The organism is Pseudomonas sp. CBS (assembly GCF_024734645.1).
In the GTDB taxonomy this organism is placed as follows: Bacteria; Pseudomonadota; Gammaproteobacteria; order Pseudomonadales; family Pseudomonadaceae; genus Aquipseudomonas.
The window spans coordinates 1,486,834-1,503,801 of the sequence record NZ_CP102929.1 but is presented as its reverse complement, the minus strand read 5'-3'; the positions used below and the strand labels follow the sequence as shown (position 1 = coordinate 1,503,801).

Here is a 16,968-nt window from a genome sequence, read left to right as displayed (position 1 = left end):
GTAAGTGCTATTGGACTACGTCTGATTTCAGCTACACGGCACCTCCCGATCCATCAGTTTCCCCATCAACAGCACCCCCAACTCACTGAGCTGGTGAATAGCCAACGCCACATCACGGTCTTTCCCGCTCAAATCCTCCGACAGATCAAGCAGCAACGCGCTGACCGAGGCAAAGGTTTCATAGCTATTGGTGATCAAACTTTCACTGCTGGCATCTGCAGCCACACTGAACAGCGCACCTGACGGCGGGGCGGTTTTGGCGGAGGAGGGATTGAGATAGTGATCCAAGGCACGGTGCGCGGCTTGGTTGAGTTTCAAATCGGGAGTTCCCGGAGGATTCGGCGTTACCTTGAACATCGTTAAGTTCCTTGCTCGGGCTTCCACCCCTTTGCTACTAAACGAGGGGGTGGCAGCTGTACGCAGGTTAGTAGACCGGGGGAACCTAACAAAAACCGGCGCGCCCGAGGGCGCCCTACGCACAGCCACCATCAAACACAGACAAGGACGTCCGACAGATGAAGCTCATGCACACGTTAGGTTAAACCTCGGGCTACTAAACCCGATCACTGAGTTTTCAGCGACCGAGCAACCTTAGAGACGCCCACCCAGGTGCACAAGCCGGCGGATTCTGACGCAACTGTAGGCAATGGAGCAAGGCGCCGTGCTCACTGCCCCAAGCCACGGGACTGAAATCCATCAGTCCCGTTTTTCTTTCTCAGGCCGGTTGCGCCGCCAGGCTATTACTCACCTTGCGCCCCAACACCAGCACCGTCACAAACCCAGCGCCCACCAACGCGGTCGCCAAACTCAACAGCACCGACGTCCCCATCTTGTCGACAATCTGCCCGCCAAAGAACGAGCCCACGGCAATGATCACCTGGAACAACGCGACGAACAGCGGCATGCCACGTTCCACATCCTTGGGCGCCACCACGAACATCCAGATGCTTGCGCAGGCCGGGAAGGCGCCGAAGGCGAAGCCCCACAGTGCGATCAGCATCACGGCGCCGCTCATGCCGGTGGCGAAGTAGGGGAACAGGGCGGTGCTGGTGCCGATCATCAGGGCCACCAGCAGCAGGGTGTGGCGCACGCTGCGGTTGGCGGCGAAGCCGGCGAAGACGTTGCCCATTACGCCGGCCACGCCGTAGAGCAGCAGCAGGGAGCCAATGGTCGGGCCGTCGAAGCCGGAGCTGTTTTTGAAGAACGGGGCGACGTAGGTGTAGGCGGCAAAGTGCGCCAGGCCGATCAGCAGCACGGCGATCAAGCCGACCCGGGCTTGTGGGTTGATGAACAGGGCCGGCAGGTCGGCGATGCGGATGGCTTTTTCCGGTTCGAGGCGCGGCAGCAGGAACATCTGTGCCAACAGTACTGGGATGCCCACCAGCGCGGTGACGAGGAAGGTCATGCGCCAGCCCATCAGGCCGCTCAGCCAGGTGCCGACGGGCACGCCTAGGACGGTGGCCAGGGTCACGCCCATCATGATGATCGAGGTGGCCTTCGCTACGCCTACACCCTTGGGCGCCAGGCGGCCGCTGAGGGCGATGGCCGTGGCCCAGAAGCCGCCAATGCTGATGCCCAGCAGTACGCGGCCGAACAGCAGCAGGCTGAAGTCGCTGGCGTAGGCCACCACCATGTTGGCGATGATCATGATCAGGGTCAGGCCGATCAGCAGGTAGCGGCGGTCCATGGCGCCAATGCCCACCGACAGCAACGGGGCGGCGAGGGCGGCCATGATGCCGGGCAGGGTGACCATCAGGCCGGCGTGGCCGGCGCTGATGCCGAGGTCGGCGGCGACGTCGTTGAGTACGCCTACTGGCAGGAATTCGCTGGTGACCAGGGCGAAGGCGCCCACGGCAACCGAGAGAATCGCCAGCCACTGCTGCAGGACGGTTTGTTGATTATGTTCGGGGAGGCCGCTAGGGGCCCGGCTTGCGCTTGGCATGGTGTCGGGTTCCGGGAGGATATTTCGCCTGAGGACAGACGGGAGGGAGAAAGTGGAGGCGATTATAGGAATGGGTTTTGGTAAGCCAATAGGCGACCGGTTCGATAGTAATCATCAGTCTCGTTGATAAGACGGCCTGAGTAGAGCGGTCGCTTCTGTGTCGACCGCGAGTTCCCAGTGGGCCAGTGAGGGGACTGCTGCGCAGTCCGACGGGAGCAAGCTCCCTCGCCACAGGTTATTGGGTGACCCTCTCGCGTTGGTGTTCAGGCGTGGGTTTAGGGTAATGCTTTCTCCACTAAGGCTGAACCCTTAGCGCCCGGATGATGAACGCATGCAGGCTGTTCACCGCTTTGGAGCTTCGAGAGGCCCGGCTGCGCAAAATCGAAACGTCCATGGGTTCAATGGCTGCCAAACCGTGCTCCTCACCCAAGACTTGTAGCGATGGCTGCACGGTGCATTGGGTGATCGCGGCAATTGCGAGGCCACCTTCGACAGCAGCCACCTGGCCGGCAAGGCTGGAGCTGTTGTAGACCACCTTGAATTCGCGGCCCTGTTGGGTCAGTGAGTTCACCGCATACCGCCGCGCCAGGCTTGCGCTTTCATAGACGGCGATGGGGAGCGGGTCGCGTCGCCACAGTTCGAACTGCGGGGAGCCGACCCAGACCATGGGTTCCTTGAACAGAAAGGTACCGCTCTGGGGCGAGTCCCTGGACACCAGCGCCAGGTCAAGGTCGCCGCTGCGCAACTGCGGGATCAGCGTGGTCGACTGTTCACAGGTCAGTTCGATTTCCACGCCTGCGTAGCGCGGCGAATAACGCTTGAGCAGCGGTGTGAGGTACCTGGCCGCGTAGTCTTCCGCGACGCCAAGGCGGATGCGCCCGGTCAGCTCTTCACCGTGGAACGCCGCCTGGGTTTCAGCGTGCAGGGCGAGCATGCGGCGGGCGTAGCCCAGCAGTGTCTGGCCGTCGGCGGTCAGTTGCAGGTGCCGGGGGCCTCGACTCAACAATTGCCGTCCAAGGGCGGCCTCGAGTTTTTTCATCTGCATGCTGACGGCGGACTGCGAGCGGTTGACCTCATGGGCGGCGCCCGACAAGGAGCCGGCATCCACCACGGCCACAAAGCATTTGAGCCAATCGAGTTGCAAGTCACTGGCCGGCATTGCGCTTACCTTTATTCGTTAATCGAATGTCTGTGACGTGAATTATGCGCTTTTCATGACTGTTTGTTCACCCGCAAGATTCTGGCCTGGCTCACACCTACTGGATCGGATCATGCCCTTTGATACCTGGCTGCTTTACCTGGCTACCTGCTTCGGCATCGCGGTGGTGCCGGGGCCCAATGCGTTGTTGGCGCTGACCCACGGCGCGCTTCACGGCAATCGGAAGACGCTGTTCACCATCACCGGTGGCGTGCTCGGTTTTGCCATCGTGCTGTCGCTTTGCGCCTTGGGGTTGGGGGCGCTGATCCAGGCGTCGGCCAGTTGGTTTTTTGCGTTGAAGGTGGCCGGCGGGCTGTACCTGATCTGGCTGGGCTTCGGGCTGTGGCGGGCGGCACCGGTCAGCCTTGAGGCGACCGGCGCAACCAGCTCGCGGAGCTGGTCGCTGTTCCGTCAGGGGCTGGTATCGGCGATTTCAAACCCCAAGGCCTTGTTGCTGTTTACGGCGTTTATTCCACCTTTCCTGGATTCCCACCGCAGCATCATCGCGCAGACGATCACCATCGCGCTGACTTACGCCGTGGTGGAGTTCATCGTTGAATACCTGGTGGCGAGCGCTGCGCACCGGGTCCGGCCTTGGCTGGCTCGAACCGGGCGTCGGTTCAATAAAGTCTGTGGCGGGTTCTTCGTACTGTTTGGGCTGGCCCTGCCTATCCATGCCTGAGGGCACATGCCCACCCCATCAAGGGTGCTCGATCACCATCACCGCGGTGGTATCCGCTTCAAGCGCTTCAAACACATGGGGCGCATTCGCCAGGTAGCTGATGTAGTCGCCAGCGTAGAGCAGCACGGGTTCATTGGCCGGGCCGATATTCGCGCTGCCGCTGCACAGCACCACATGCTCGACGGTGCCGGCCGGGTGCGGCTGTGACAGGCGCACCTCACCAGGCTGGACCTTCAGCCGGTAGATATCGCGCCGCACCCCCGCCGGGCAATCGGCAAGCAGTGTCGCCGCATAGTTGGCGGTTTCGGCATAGGTGGTCATGCCTTCGTTGGCACGAATCACCCGCAGGTTTTGCTGGGGCTGTTCGAAGAACCGGGTGACTTGCAACCCCATCGCCATGGCCAGTGACCACAAGGTTTCGATGCTGGGATTGCCAATGCCGGATTCCAGTTGGGACAAGGTCGACTTCGCCACGCTCGCGCGTTTCGCCAATTCGGTCAACGAGAGCCCGGCAGCCAGACGTTCGCGCTTGATAGACAGGGCCAGCAGATCAATTCGACTCGGATTGTTGCTGAACAGGTTGTTCGTTATGTCGTTCATTTGTTTTATAGATCATCCTAAAATGGGTTGACGCTCTGTTACACCTTGTTCAGTATAGTGGTCATTAGTTCATTATAAAGTTCGTATTGCCGAACCCTGGCCAGCAAACAGGTGGCTTAGGTTACGGCAATGCCTGCCGCAAGGAAGCAGTGTGTGATGAAGTCGCAAGCCCGTGGAACGCTCGAAATGATTTCGGCCATGGTGATCTCCGGCACGGTGGGCTGGTTTGTCATCATGTCGGGCCAGAGTCCCGAGGCCGTCGTGTTCTGGCGCTGCCTGTTCGGCGCCATGGCGATGCTGGTGGCGTGCCTGGCGCTCGGCGTGCTGCGGCGTTCCCGGATCACTGCGCGGCAATTCATCCTGGTGTGCCTGGGCGGGGTGGCGTTGATCCTCAACTGGGTGTTGCTGTTCAGCGCTTACCGTTATTCCTCCATCGCCATCGCGACGGTGGTCTACCACATTCAGCCTTTCATGCTGGTGGGCCTGGGTGTGCTGTTCTTTGCCGAACGCCTGAATGCCGCCAAGGTTGGCTGGCTGCTGGTGGCCTTCGCCGGCCTGATGCTGATCGTGTCCGCCAAGGGCAGCGGCCAGGCCACCGGCGCCGATTACCTGCTGGGTGTTTGCCTGGCCCTGGCTTCGGCCTTCTTCTACGCCGTGGCCGCGGCGATCACCAAGCGACTCAAGGATTTGCCCGCGCATCTGATCGTGCTGATCCAGATGGTGGTGGGCGTCCTGGTGCTGGCGCCGTTCGTGGATTTCTCCACGGTGGACGCGATCGATGGGGCCTGGACGTACCTGATCATCATTGGCGTGGTTCACACGGGGCTCATGTCGACCCTGCTGTACAGCGCCATTCAAAAAATTCCCACGGCATTGGTGGGGGCGCTGTCGTTCATCTATCCGATCGTTGCCATCGTGGTCGATTGGGTGGCCTTCGCCCATCCACTCGGCGTGCTGCAGGTGGTGGGCGCGGCCGCCATCCTGCTGGCGGCGGCCGGCATGAACTTCGGCTGGTCGCTGGGCAAGGCGAGGTGCCAGGAAGTGACTTAGGGCCTGGCGCGACATCGCAGGCCGTCTGAACCATCGTTGAATCAAGGGAGTTGATCGTGACTGTGATCCTGTGTGGCCTGGGAGGCTGTCTTCCGCCTCAGATAATTGACAATCAGCAGATTTCCGACGGGCTCGATACCACTCCCGAGTGGATCGAATCGCGCACAGGGATCCGTGAACGAAGGATGGTCAGTGACGGTTTGAGCGTACGCGACCTGGCGATCAAAGCCGGTGCCCGGGCGCTCGCTTCGGCGGGTGGGCGGGCGGTGCAAGCCGTGGTGGTCGCGACCACCTCCCCAGACCGCATCTGCCCGGCGGTGGCGCCGGAAGTGGCGTCGGCACTGGGCCTGGGTGATATCGCCGCCTATGACATGACCTCCGCCTGCAGCGGTTTCGTCTACGGGCTGGCGACCGCTTCCGGGCTGATCGCCGCGGGCATTGCCGACAGTGTGTTGTTGATCGGCGCGGAAGCGTTCACCACCTTCGTCAACCCGGAGGACCGCGCCACCCGGCCGATCTTCGGTGACGGTGCCGGGGCGGTAGTGCTGCGCCGTGGCGAACCGGACGAGGACGGCGCACTGGGTTGCTTCGACCTGGGCAGTGACGGCGCGCGTTCGGACTTGCTGGCGATTCCGGCGGGCGGCTCGCGCCAGCGTTCAGCCAGCGTCGGGCTGGGCCATGGCACGGTAGCGCCGAGCGAGTTCTACCTGCACATGGACGGCCGCGCGGTCTACGAACAAGCCGTCGCCCGCATGTCTACCTCGGCCCAAAGCGTGCTGGACCGTACGCAATGGTCGATGGACCAGGTGGACTGGTTCGTCGGTCACCAGGCCAATGTGCGCATCCTGCAATCCGTGGCCTTCGAGCTGGGCCTGCCTGCCGAAAAGGTCGCGGCGAATATCCAGCGCCTGGGCAACACCCTGACCGCCTCCATTCCGCTGCTGCTCAATGACCTCGCCCTGAGCGGCGACCTGCAGGCCGGCCAGCGGGTACTGGTGAGTGCATTCGGTGCGGGGCTTTCGTGGGGTTCTACCGTGCTGCGCTGGCCGCAACTGACCACCCGCAACAGTGAGTGGCAAGACTGATTCAGATTTTTCCCAACCTACAGTTCCACACAACAGGAGTCATGTGATGACCGTAAGTAACGAAGCAATCGCCCAAGCCATTTCCGCGCGTTTCAACATCGAAGAAAGCCGTATCGTTCCCGAGGCCTCCCTCGAAGACCTGGGTTTCGACTCGCTGTCGCAGGTCGACCTGGCCCAGTTGCTGAGAAAGAAACTCGGCGTGCAAATCAGTGATGCACAGCTCTCGGACGTCGCCACGGTCGGTGACGTTCTGGCGCTGGCCAACGGTAAGGCGTGATGGGCGCCGAGGCTGTGGTGGTGACCGGCATCGGCCTGGTCACGCCGGCCGGCATTGGCATCGAGGCGAACTGGCGGCGGGTGTTGGCAGGTGAAGCCACCGCCGCGCCAGACAAGACCCTTGAAGCGTTGCCGGTGGGGATCTCTTGCCGAGTACCGAGTATCGACAGCGCGCTGCTGGGGGTGAAAAGCCCCTGGCAGTGGGACCGTTACGCGCAGTTCGCGCTGCTGGCGGCGCGCCAGGCCCTGGAGGATGCGGGGCTCGAAGCGGGCAACTGGAAAGACGAGAGTCGCGTGGCCGTCATCATCGGTTCGGGCGCGGGAGGCACCGCCACCCTGGAGCAACAGCACGCCGTGCTGCTTGCCGAAGGTGCCGATGATATTTCCTCGCTGACCCTGCCCATGGGCCTGCTGAATATGGCTGCCGGCCAGGTGGCCATTGAGCTGGGCGCACGCGGCCCGTGCCTGGCGCCGTGTTCGGCCTGTGCTTCCGGCGCTTCGGCGCTGGGCATGGCCAAGGACCTGATCAACCGTGGGGTTTGCGACATTGTAGTGGCCGGCGGTGCAGAAGCCCCGATTACTCCGCTGTATGTCGCGGCGTTTGCGAAGATGCGGGCGTTGTCGCGCAACACTGACGCGGGCGGCGCATCGCGCCCGTTCGATGTGGCGCGGGACGGCTTCGTCATCGGCGAAGGCGCGGGGATATTCGTGCTCGAGTCCGAGGCGCATGCCAAGGCCCGTGGTGCGCGGAGCAGGGGGCGCCTGCTCGGCTACGGTGCTTCCGCCGACGCTCACCACGTGACGACGCCTCACCCTCAAGGGCTCGGTGCGCGGTTGGCGATGCAAGGTGCGCTGCGTGATGCAGGCATCGAGGCGGGCGCTGTGGATTACGTCAACGCCCACGGCACTTCGACGCCGGGTAACGACGTGACCGAGTCGAAGGCCATCGCCGAGCTGTTCGGGCCGCAGATTCTGGTCAGCTCGACCAAGGGCGTTACCGGGCATCTGCTGGGCGCTGCCGGTGCCATTGAGGCGGCTTACACCTTGCTCGCCCTTGAGCACGGGCAAGTACCGCCGACGGCCAACTTGCGCAACCCCGACCCGCTGATCGCGGTTGACCTGGTCCAGGGCCAGGCCCGCACCCAACCGATCAAGGTGGCGCTTTCCAATTCGTTCGGATTTGGCGGCCAGAACGTCTCACTGGTGTTCGCCGCCTGAGACGCTGCCGCTCACTGCACAGGACATGTCATGACTGATTCAAGCATCCCGGGCGCTGACGCCCTGAAAGCGCGCGATGAACTGCGCGACGTGCTGTTCGCTGGCACGTTTGAAAGCCATCACCAGAGTATCCGCGAGGTACTGCTCGACCCGATCTTCGACCCGCAGTCGGGCCTGAACATGGAGCAGGCCGGGCGGCTGGCCTATGCCCGCAGCCGTCATGTGCATGGGGCGCTGGAACGCCCGCTGGAGATTCTCGCCAACCCGCGCCGGCTGTTTGCCCTGGCCGAATGGCCGAGCCTGCTGGACGTCGCCAGCTTCTCGTTGCTGATGGTCCACTACAACCTGTGCCTGGGCACGGTGTTCGACCATGCCCGGGACCGTTCCGACATTGCCGACCTCACCGAGGCACTGGACGGCCTGACCTCGTTCGGGCCCTACATGGCCACCGAACTGGGCTTTGGCAACAACGTCGCGGCGTTGCAGACCGAGGCCGTGTACGACCGGCAGAGCCAGACCTTCACGCTCAATACGCCGAGTGTGAGTGCGCAGAAGTACATGTCTTACAGCGGGTTTGGCGACATTCCGAAAGTCGCCACGGTGATGGCGCGGCTGAAGATCGAGGGCAAGGACTACGGCGTATTCCCTTTCCTGGTCCGGCTGTCGACCGAAGCCGGCCTGTGCCCGGGTATCCGCGCCGCGCTGTGCCCGGAGAAACCGGTGCAAGGGCTGGATAACGGCCTGACCTGGTTCGACAACGTGCGGGTGCCACGCAGCAGCTTGTTGCACGGTGACATGGGCCACTTCGCGGAAGACGGCCACTTTGTGGTCGGCGCGGGCAATGCGCGGTCGCGTTTCCTGCGGGCGATGTCGCGGATCGTGCCGGGCCGTATGTGTGTGGCCAGTGCCGCGCAGGGTGCAAGCCGTGCCAGCTTGTACATCGCGTTGCGCTACGGCCAGCAGCGCCTGACCAACGCGCCGGGCACCAATGACATGCCGGTCATCGAGTACCGTAGCTACCAGGTGCCGCTGTTCTCGGCGCTGGCCAGCACCTACGCGATGACCCTGCTGCTCAACGAGGCCAAGGCACGTTTCCTGGCCAACACGGCTGAGCCGGCGGCCGATGTCGTCAGCCTGATCAATATCACCAAGGCACTCGCGACGTGGGATGCCAGCGCCGTGATTGCCGAGTGCCGCGAACGCTGCGGTGCCCAGGGTATTTTCAGCGCCAACCGCATCGCCGATTACGGTTCGCTGCTGCAAGGCCTGGTGACCGCTGAAGGCGACAACCTGGTGCTGCTCGCAACGGTGGCTGGCCAGTTGTTGGCCCAGGTCTGGCAAGGGCCGGAGCCGTTGCGCCCTGTGCGTGCACGGCGCCTGGCGGAGCCGGAGTGGTTGATCGCGGCGATTGCCTTCCGCGAGCACCAACTGTGGCTGACGATTCGCGAGGAGATGAACACCGACGAGCGCGGCTATTTCGAGGTGTGGAACGACGCCATGAACCCGGGCCTGGAACTCGCGCGCCTGCGGGGTGAGCGTCTTGCCCTGGAACAACTCTGGAGTGCCTCGCTGCATGCACAACAGGACGAGGCCAAGGCGGCGCTCAATTGCCTGGCATCGCTCTACGGGCTCAACCTGCTGCGCCGCGATGCGGCCTGGTACCTGGCCCATGAGCTGATCGATGCCGGCCAGGCCCTGTCGTTGCCGGGGCGGATCGACCAGCAGTGCGTGGCCCTGCGCCCGCATGTGTCGATGCTGATCGACGGCTTCGGCCTGTCGCCTGAACTGCTGCGTGCGCCAATCGCCCAGGACGACTACATCCAGGCGTTCTGCAAACAGGTGAATGCCAATGTCGACTGATAACGCCAGCGCGCTCGCTGCGCGCCCAGCCACTTCGGAGAGCCCAATGTCCGTGCACGTTTATCAATGCCCCGTCCGCTGGTCTGACATGGACGTTTATGGGGTGGTCAACAATGTCTCATTCCTGCGCCTGCTGGAGGAGGCGCGGGTCGACTTTATCTGGCGCCTGGGTGCCGAGCAGGGTGACGCGTTCTTCAGTGGCGGCTCGGTGGTGGTCAGGCATGCGATCGAGTACAAGCGCCCGCTGGTGCACCGTCACGAACCTGTGGCGATTCATATGTGGGTGTCGGAGGTCCGCGCGGCGGCGGTGACCATCGAGTATGAAGTGCGCGATGGCGAGACCTTGTGCGCACTGGCATCGACCACCATGGCACCGTTCAACTACGAAGGGCGTTACCCACGGACCATGAGTGACGAGGAGAGCGCGTTTTTCGAGCGCTTCCTCAACCCGCGCAAGGCCGTGTCATGCGCCTGCTGAGGGTCGGTGCAGCGGGGCGCGAGCGTCCCTGCGCCGTCGCGGTCGATGGCTCGGTGCGTGACTTGAGCGCCTGGGTCGACGACTGGGCCGGGGCGTCCCTGGCGATTCCGGTGGTCGCGGAACTGGCTCGGCGTTTCACCCAGGGCTGGGCGTCGCTGCCCCTGGTGCACACCGAGCATGAACGCATCGGCCCGGCGCTGCGCCCGGGGCAGATCCTGTCGATCGGCCTGAACTATCACCGGCATGCCCGTGAGGCGGGCATGCCGGTGCCGGATGAGCCCATTGTGTCGAGCAAGTCTGTGCACGCGTTGGGCGGCCCCTTCGATGAGTTGGTGCTGCCTCTGGACGGCGACAAGACCGACTGGGAGGTGGAGCTGGGTGTGGTGATTGGGCGTCGGGTCCAGTATCTGCCCACGCCGGCCGACGCCGCCGCCTGCATTCTCGGTTATTGCACCGCCAATGACTTGTCTGAGCGCGGTTGGTTGCTGGAGCGGGGCGGGCAATGGATCAAGGGCAAGTCATTCGATGGCTTTGCGCCGTTGGGCCCTTACCTGGTGACGGCCGAAGAGGTGCCGTCGCCCCAAGAGCTGGAGTTGATCTGCCGGGTCAATGGCGAGGTCATGCAGCACGACAACAGCCAGGACATGATCTTCGACGTGCACCACCTGGTTCACTACCTCAGCCGCTTCATGACCCTGCACCCTGGCGACGTGATCCTCACCGGCAGCCCGGGTGGCATGGCCCTGGGGCGCCCGGACCAGCCGTTTCTGCGGGAGGGCGATGTGGTGGAGGCCGAAGTGGTTGGCCTGGGTGCCCAGCGCCAGGTATGCCGCAGGTTCGATGGACGCTGACACGCTAATAAGGAAATGACATGACAGTTCCCGCCCAGGCTTTTTTCCGCACGGCGTTGCGCGAGGCGCCGGCCGAGTTGATCGAGGCCCTTGCCGCACGCTTCGCCGAACGCTTTTCCACCGCCACCGCTGTGCGCGAGCAGCACGGCCGTGACGAGTCGGCCTATGTCGACGCACCGTTGCCCCAGGCCGTGGTGTTCGCCCAGGGTACCGACGACATCGTTGACACGGTGCGCCTGGTCGCCGCCCACCGCGTGCCCTTGATTGCCTACGGTGCCGGCTCGTCGGTCGAAGGCCACCTGTTGGCCGTGCAGGGCGGTATCAGCCTTGACCTGAGTCAGATGAACCAGATTCTGGCGATCCATGCCGAAGACATGACCGTCACCGTGCAGCCGGGGGTTACCCGTCGCCAACTCGAAGAAGCCCTGAAGGGCACCGGGCTGTTCTTCCCCATCGACCCGGGCGCCGACGCCTCCATCGGTGGCATGTGCGCCACCAGCGCCAGCGGTACCAATGCAGTGCGTTACGGCACGATGAAAGAAAACGTGCTGGCGCTGCAGGTGGTAACCGCGTGCGGCGAGGTGATCCGCACCGGTACCCGGGCGAAGAAAAGCAGTGCCGGCTACGACCTCACTCACCTGATGGTCGGCAGCGAAGGCACCCTGGGCGTCATCAGTGAAATCACCTTGCGCCTGCACCCGGTGCCGGAGTCGATCTGTGCCGCGGTGTGCTCGTTCGACAGCATCGACCAGGCGGTGAACGTGGCGATCCAGGTGATCCAGTCCGGGATCGCCGTGGCGCGCATCGAATTGATCGACGCCAACACCGTGCGCATGGTCAATGTGCACAGCAAGCTGGAATTGCCCCAGGCGCCGATGTTGCTGATGGAGTTCCATGGCAGTGAGCTGGGTGTGCGCGAGCAGGCCCAGGCCGTGGAGGCGATCGCCAGTGACTGGGGCGGCCAAGCGTTTCAGTGGGCCACCAGCGTGGAGGACCGGCGGCGGCTCTGGACGGCGCGGCACCATGCCTATTTTGCGGCGATTCAGTCGCGCCCCGGTTGCCGGGCGATCAGCACCGACACCTGCGTGCCGATCAGCCGCCTCGCCGAGTGCCTGCTGGAGTCCATTGCCGAAGTCGATGCGACCGGCATGCCGTATTTCCTGGTGGGGCATGTGGGTGACGGGAATTTCCACTTCGGCTACCTGGTCGACCCTGAAGACCCCGAGCAATGGGCGCTGGCCGAGTCCCTGAACGATCGCCTGGTGGCCCGCGCCATCCGCCTCGCCGGCACCTGCACCGGCGAGCATGGTGTTGGCCTGCACAAGCAGGGGTACCTGCTCGACCAGGCGGGCGAGGGCGCGGTGGAGATGATGCGCGCGATCAAGCGCACGCTGGACCCGGACAATATTCTCAACCCCGGAAAGATCTTTTCCTTCGACAAACCTGCCAGGGAGGCACGCCCATGAACACTGCATCTAACGCACCCGGCGCCAATATGCGCACGGTATTGGTCACCGGAGGCTCTCGCGGGCTTGGCGCGGCGGTGGTCGCAGACCTCGCGGCGCGGGGCCTGAACGTGTGTTTCACGTACCTCAATAGCGACGAGCAGGCGCAACAGTTGGCGGCGTCGCTGGGAGCGGACAAGGTGTTGCCGGTGCGCGCCGACGGGCGTGACGCGAGTGCCATTGCGCAGGCGGTCAAGCAGTGCGTCGCGCATTTTGGCGGCCTCGACGGATTGGTCAATAACGCCGGTATTACCCGCGACCGCGGTGCACTGGCGATGAGCGCCGAGCATTGGCACGACGTGATCGGCGGCAACCTCGACAGTGCGTTCTACGCCTGCAAGGCGGTATTGCCGCTGTTCGTCGAGCAGGGCCATGGTGTGGTGGTGAACATGGCCTCGATTTCCGGGCTGGTCGGCGTCGCGGGCCAGGCCAACTATTGCGCGAGCAAGGCCGGGCTGATCGGCATGACACGCTCGATGGCGGTCGAGTTCGGCGCGCGTGGCGTGCGGATCAATGCCGTGGCGCCGGGCTTCATCGACACAGACATGACCCGCAAGCTCAACGAGCGGCGCGTAGCCGAGATGGAAAACCGCATCCCCATGCGTCGCTTCGGCACCCCGCAGGAGGTGGCCAAGGTGGTGGCGTTCATGCTCTCGGATGATGCCGCCTACATCACCGGCCAGGTCATGGTCGTGGACGGTGGCCTGGTGACCTGAGCGGTCTGGCGGCCCCGGTACTTTGCCTTTTCGGAGCAGATCGACATGACAAGGGATGCCAGGCTGGGGGGCGTGCGCCAGGTGGTTGCGCTGTTGCGCTGGAACGCCATGGTCATGGTGGTCCAGGCCAACTGCGGGCAGGCCCCGTGACCGGGGCCGTGTTCCACTTCTATTATTATTCGCTGTGGGTGCTCTGGCGGGCGCTGTCCTATGACCTTGAAGGATGGCGCAGCCTGCTGGTGGCGACGCATCTGGTTCAACAACATTGCCTGGGGCTATTTTGCGGGCCGCTATGATTCCTTTTTGCCATCCATCATGATCGGGCTATGATCGGCGGATCCGAACCAGACGCTTCACAGACCTATGCCCGTTGACCTGCAAGCCCTCTATCCCAAACTGATCCACTTGATGCTGGATACGGTGTTCGTGGTCGACAGTGAAAACCAGATAGTTTTTGTGAGTGATGCCTGCGAAGCGCTGCTCGGTTACCGCGCCGACGAACTGACCGGCAGCCTGATCACCGACTATATGCACCCCGAAGACCTGGCACGCACCCGCGCCTCCATTGTCCGGGTCATGAATGGCAAGCCCCACGTCGACTTCCGCAACCGTTACCTGCGCAAGGATGGCAGCGTGGTGCACATTTTGTGGGCGGCCTTCTGGTCTGAAGAAGTGGGCGCGCGGATCGGTGTCGCGCGTGACGTCACCGCGCTCACGCAGGCTGAGGATGAACTGCGCTTTCTCGCCCATCATGATTCGTTGACGGCCCTTACCAACCGGTCGCTGTTCAATGACCGGCTGGACGCGGCCCTGCAAGCGGCCCAGCGACACAACAGCACGCTGGCGCTGCTGTTTCTGGACGTCAATGACTTCAAGTGCATCAACGATGTGCATGGCCATGCCGTGGGCGATCGCGTGCTCTGCGTGATTGCACGGCGGCTGGAAGGCTGTGTGCGTGGCAGCGACCTGGTGGCGCGAATGGGCGGCGATGAATTCACGGTGTTGCTGACGGACATCCAGTCGGAGGACGCCGTTTCCGCAAAAGTCGCGCAGATACTCGCCGTCATGGCCGAGCCGCTGAGCGCTGAGTTTGGCGCGGTGAAAATGCCGTCCTGCAGTATTGGCGTGGCGTTTTATCCCGCGGACGGGAAAGACGCCGACACCCTGCTCAGCCATGCGGACGGCGAGATGTACCGGGTAAAAAGAAATCGGTTTGCAGGTGAGTGATCTGGGGCAGGCCTCTACTGATGAAACCTGCGCCCCAGCGCATCCAGCCGCACCGCAATCGGCGGCAAGCGCTCGCTGCTCCTGGCCAGGGTCTCCACATCCTGCGCGGTGTTCTGCGCAATGCTCTGCACTGATTGCAGCCGTCCCACAATCTCCACATTCGCCGTGGATTGCTCACGGGTGGTCGACACAATTCGGCCATTGAGCTGATCAATCTGCGAAATATCATTGCCCACCGCTCGCAGCATCTCCACCGCCAGCTGGCTGTCTTCCACGCAGCGTTCCACCCCTTGGCGGCTGTCGTGCATGGCTTCAACCGCTTGCCGGCTGCCGTGTTGCAAGCCTTCAATAATCGTCTTGATCTCCTGGGTCGACACCGCCGTGCGCTGCGCCAGGCTGCGTACCTCATCGGCGACCACGGCAAACCCGCGTCCTTGCTCACCGGCGCGGGCGGCTTCGATGGCGGCGTTGAGGGCCAGCAGGTTGGTCTGGTTGGCGATGCTGCTGATGACTTCCAGCACCGAGCCGATCTGTTCGGCTTGCACGGCCAGCCCCTCGACCGTCTGGTTAGTGTCGTGGAGGCGGGTGGCGAGCTGGGTGATTTCCTGCTGGGCGCGACCGACGCTTTCCTGGCCACGGATGATTTGCTGGCTGGCTTGGCCCGCGTGGTCGACGGCCTGTTCGACGTGCACGGCGATGTGGCCCATGGCGTCTTCCATGCGCTGCATGGAATCGGTCATTTGCGCGATTTCCGCCAGTTGATGGCGCGCGCCTTTTTCCAGGGTGCCGCTGGCATGGGCCAGTTCCTGGCCGAGTTGGCCGAGGCCGTGGGAGTCACGGGCGACGCCGTCGATCAGGCCGGTGATCTGGGTCAGAAAGTGGTCGAAGCGCGTAGCGAGTGACACGTGGACTTTTTCCGGGCTGCCCTTGACGGCCTCACCGCTGAACTGGGTGGTGACGGCGAGCATCTTTTCGAGCATCTCCTGACTTTCTACCGCCTCTTTCTGGCTGTGAACCGCGAGGTAGAGCAGGGCGACCGTCTCCATCACCACGTAGAACGCGTGGACGAAAATCATGCTCCAGCCCCCGTGATGTTCCATCACAAATACCGGGAAACCCTGATGCTGCAAGGCATGGAATACCACGTGGTGCACCGCGATGGTCACGGCGGCCACCAGGATGGGCAGCCAGTCGCGGTAGAAGGTCAGCACCGCCAGCAGCGCGAAGATGCCGAAGTGCGATTCGATGACACCCTCGGCCTGGTTGATGTGCAACGCGGCCATCACCATCAGGCCAACGCCCAGCGCGCAGCGCATCAGGCGAGTGCCGCCGATGACGCGATAGGCCAGGGTAAGCACCACGCTGGTGCCGCCCCCGATGATGAGCGCTTGCAGCAGCGTGTCGTGCCAGAACGCCAGGCCCAGGGAAAACAGGGCCATCAGCCAGAGCAGGGCGAGCATGATGCGGTCGGCTTTGCGGTAGTGCTCGATGAAACGGGCTTGCGCGGGCATTCACTCGTACTCCATGTGGTCTGGCCAGGATCAGGCAAGCATGCGACGTGCCACACGCGCATGCGGGGGAGCGAATCAGCTGAAAGGGAGCTCGAATTGATTGATGCCAGGAGGTTATCGGCATCGGTGGGAGGGCCTTTAGAGGGGATAACGGTCAAAAGCGGTACTTATCGGGCAACAGATTCAGCCGATATCGACATTCATGGATATATCCCAGGTGCCGGCACCGTTTTTAGCCAGGCCGATCATCATCAGGCCGAGCCACTCGAGCGTCTGGGCCATCTGCAGGCCGCCGACATCCAACGGACGCAGACCGAGACTCTCAAGGAAGGTCGAGACGCGCGCCTTGGCGTCTGCATCGTCCGCCGCGATGAACGCATCGAGGCGTTTATCCTTGGCCAGTACGTGGCCGAAGAGGGTGTTGAACGCCTTGACGACCTGCGCGCTGGCCGGGGCGAGCATGACGATGTCGCCCGCCGGAATCTTGAGGAACAGGGCATTCTCTCGAAGGCGCCCAACCCCGATGACCGGCGCAAGGATTTTTATGGGTTGACGGAGAAAGGCATAGACCTCATTCCGATCCTGCTGAACATCGTTTTGTGGAGCGCGAAGCACGATTCGCAATCGTACGTGCGCCCGGACTCAACGCTCTTTGAGCAGTTGAGCCAAAACCCCGCACAGGTGATCGAAGAGGTGAAAGCGCTATTGCGTGAGGGCGGATGCATCTTTCCAGCGGGTAACGAATGAGCCGGCTGCGAGCGGGTATCGT

At 63.2% G+C, this 16,968-nt stretch carries 17 protein-coding genes; 12 read left to right on the top strand and 5 right to left on the bottom strand.

Features of this window, described 5'->3' with window-relative positions:
- Positions 1-27: 27 nt before the first annotated feature.
- The 3 genes from NVB75_RS06785 to NVB75_RS06775 form a co-directional block, all read right to left on the bottom strand.
- Positions 28-357, bottom strand: coding sequence for a DUF6124 family protein (locus tag NVB75_RS06785; protein ID WP_258346572.1), 330 nt, complete (start codon positions 355-357; stop codon positions 28-30).
- A gap of 358 nt (positions 358-715) precedes the next feature.
- Positions 716-1,942: an MFS transporter gene (locus NVB75_RS06780; protein WP_003209751.1), complete on the bottom strand. Its 1,227-nt coding sequence runs from the start codon at positions 1,940-1,942 to the stop codon at positions 716-718.
- Between the two features lie 295 nt (positions 1,943-2,237).
- Entirely contained in the window at positions 2,238-3,101 is an 864-nt protein-coding gene (locus NVB75_RS06775) for a LysR family transcriptional regulator (RefSeq protein ID WP_017475279.1), read from the bottom strand.
- Between the two features lie 112 nt (positions 3,102-3,213).
- On the opposite strand from NVB75_RS06775, the gene NVB75_RS06770 reads away from it, so the two are divergent.
- Entirely contained in the window at positions 3,214-3,822 is a 609-nt protein-coding gene (locus tag NVB75_RS06770) for a LysE family translocator (protein WP_017475278.1), read from the top strand.
- Between the two features lie 18 nt (positions 3,823-3,840).
- Here NVB75_RS06770 and NVB75_RS06765 read toward each other — a convergent pair whose 3' ends face one another.
- A complete protein-coding gene (locus NVB75_RS06765; RefSeq protein WP_258346571.1) occupies positions 3,841-4,422 on the bottom strand; it encodes a helix-turn-helix domain-containing protein in 582 nt (193 codons plus the stop codon).
- A 156-nt stretch (positions 4,423-4,578) separates the two neighbouring features.
- Between NVB75_RS06765 and NVB75_RS06760 the strand changes: the two genes are divergently transcribed.
- The 10 genes from NVB75_RS06760 (at position 4,579) to NVB75_RS06715 (ending at position 14,688) form a co-directional block, all read left to right on the top strand.
- Positions 4,579-5,472, top strand: a complete 894-nt coding sequence (locus tag NVB75_RS06760) for a DMT family transporter (RefSeq protein ID WP_258346570.1) — start codon at positions 4,579-4,581, stop codon at positions 5,470-5,472.
- A 56-nt stretch (positions 5,473-5,528) separates the two neighbouring features.
- A complete protein-coding gene (locus NVB75_RS06755) occupies positions 5,529-6,557 on the top strand; it encodes a beta-ketoacyl-ACP synthase III (protein WP_258346569.1) in 1,029 nt (342 codons plus the stop codon).
- Positions 6,558-6,603: 46 nt separating this feature from the next.
- A complete protein-coding gene (locus tag NVB75_RS06750) occupies positions 6,604-6,834 on the top strand; it encodes an acyl carrier protein (RefSeq protein WP_226477312.1) in 231 nt (76 codons plus the stop codon).
- Positions 6,834-8,051 (top strand): beta-ketoacyl synthase, encoded by a 1,218-nt coding sequence (locus NVB75_RS06745; protein WP_258346568.1) that lies wholly within the window; start codon positions 6,834-6,836, stop codon positions 8,049-8,051. Before NVB75_RS06750 ends, NVB75_RS06745 begins: the two co-directional genes overlap by 1 nt.
- 30 nt (positions 8,052-8,081) lie before the next feature.
- Complete coding sequence (locus tag NVB75_RS06740) at positions 8,082-9,911, top strand: acyl-CoA dehydrogenase (RefSeq protein ID WP_258346567.1); 1,830 nt, start codon at positions 8,082-8,084, stop codon at positions 9,909-9,911.
- A 46-nt stretch (positions 9,912-9,957) separates the two neighbouring features.
- Positions 9,958-10,389, top strand: coding sequence for a thioesterase family protein (locus NVB75_RS06735; RefSeq protein ID WP_076016944.1), 432 nt, complete (start codon positions 9,958-9,960; stop codon positions 10,387-10,389).
- The gene (locus NVB75_RS06730; RefSeq protein ID WP_258346566.1) at positions 10,377-11,240 is read left to right on the top strand and encodes a fumarylacetoacetate hydrolase family protein; all 864 of its coding nucleotides are present in this window, start codon (positions 10,377-10,379) and stop codon (positions 11,238-11,240) included. The genes NVB75_RS06735 and NVB75_RS06730 overlap by 13 nt, the downstream gene beginning before the upstream one ends.
- A 20-nt stretch (positions 11,241-11,260) precedes the next feature.
- Positions 11,261-12,706, top strand: a complete 1,446-nt coding sequence (locus NVB75_RS06725) for an FAD-binding oxidoreductase (protein WP_258346565.1) — start codon at positions 11,261-11,263, stop codon at positions 12,704-12,706.
- Entirely contained in the window at positions 12,703-13,461 is a 759-nt protein-coding gene (gene fabG, locus NVB75_RS06720) for a 3-oxoacyl-ACP reductase FabG (protein WP_258346564.1), read from the top strand. Before NVB75_RS06725 ends, fabG begins: the two co-directional genes overlap by 4 nt.
- A 363-nt stretch (positions 13,462-13,824) precedes the next feature.
- Positions 13,825-14,688: a sensor domain-containing diguanylate cyclase gene (locus NVB75_RS06715; protein ID WP_258346563.1), complete on the top strand. Its 864-nt coding sequence runs from the start codon at positions 13,825-13,827 to the stop codon at positions 14,686-14,688.
- 14 nt (positions 14,689-14,702) lie between these two features.
- Here NVB75_RS06715 and NVB75_RS06710 read toward each other — a convergent pair whose 3' ends face one another.
- On the bottom strand, positions 14,703-16,199 hold the full coding sequence (locus NVB75_RS06710) for a methyl-accepting chemotaxis protein (RefSeq protein ID WP_258346562.1): 1,497 nt from the start codon (positions 16,197-16,199) through the stop codon (positions 14,703-14,705).
- A 96-nt stretch (positions 16,200-16,295) separates the two neighbouring features.
- Here NVB75_RS06710 and NVB75_RS06705 point away from each other — a divergent pair, with 96 nt between their 5' ends.
- On the top strand, positions 16,296-16,946 hold the full coding sequence (locus NVB75_RS06705; RefSeq protein ID WP_258346561.1) for a helix-turn-helix domain-containing protein: 651 nt from the start codon (positions 16,296-16,298) through the stop codon (positions 16,944-16,946).
- Positions 16,947-16,968: the final 22 nt, after the last annotated feature.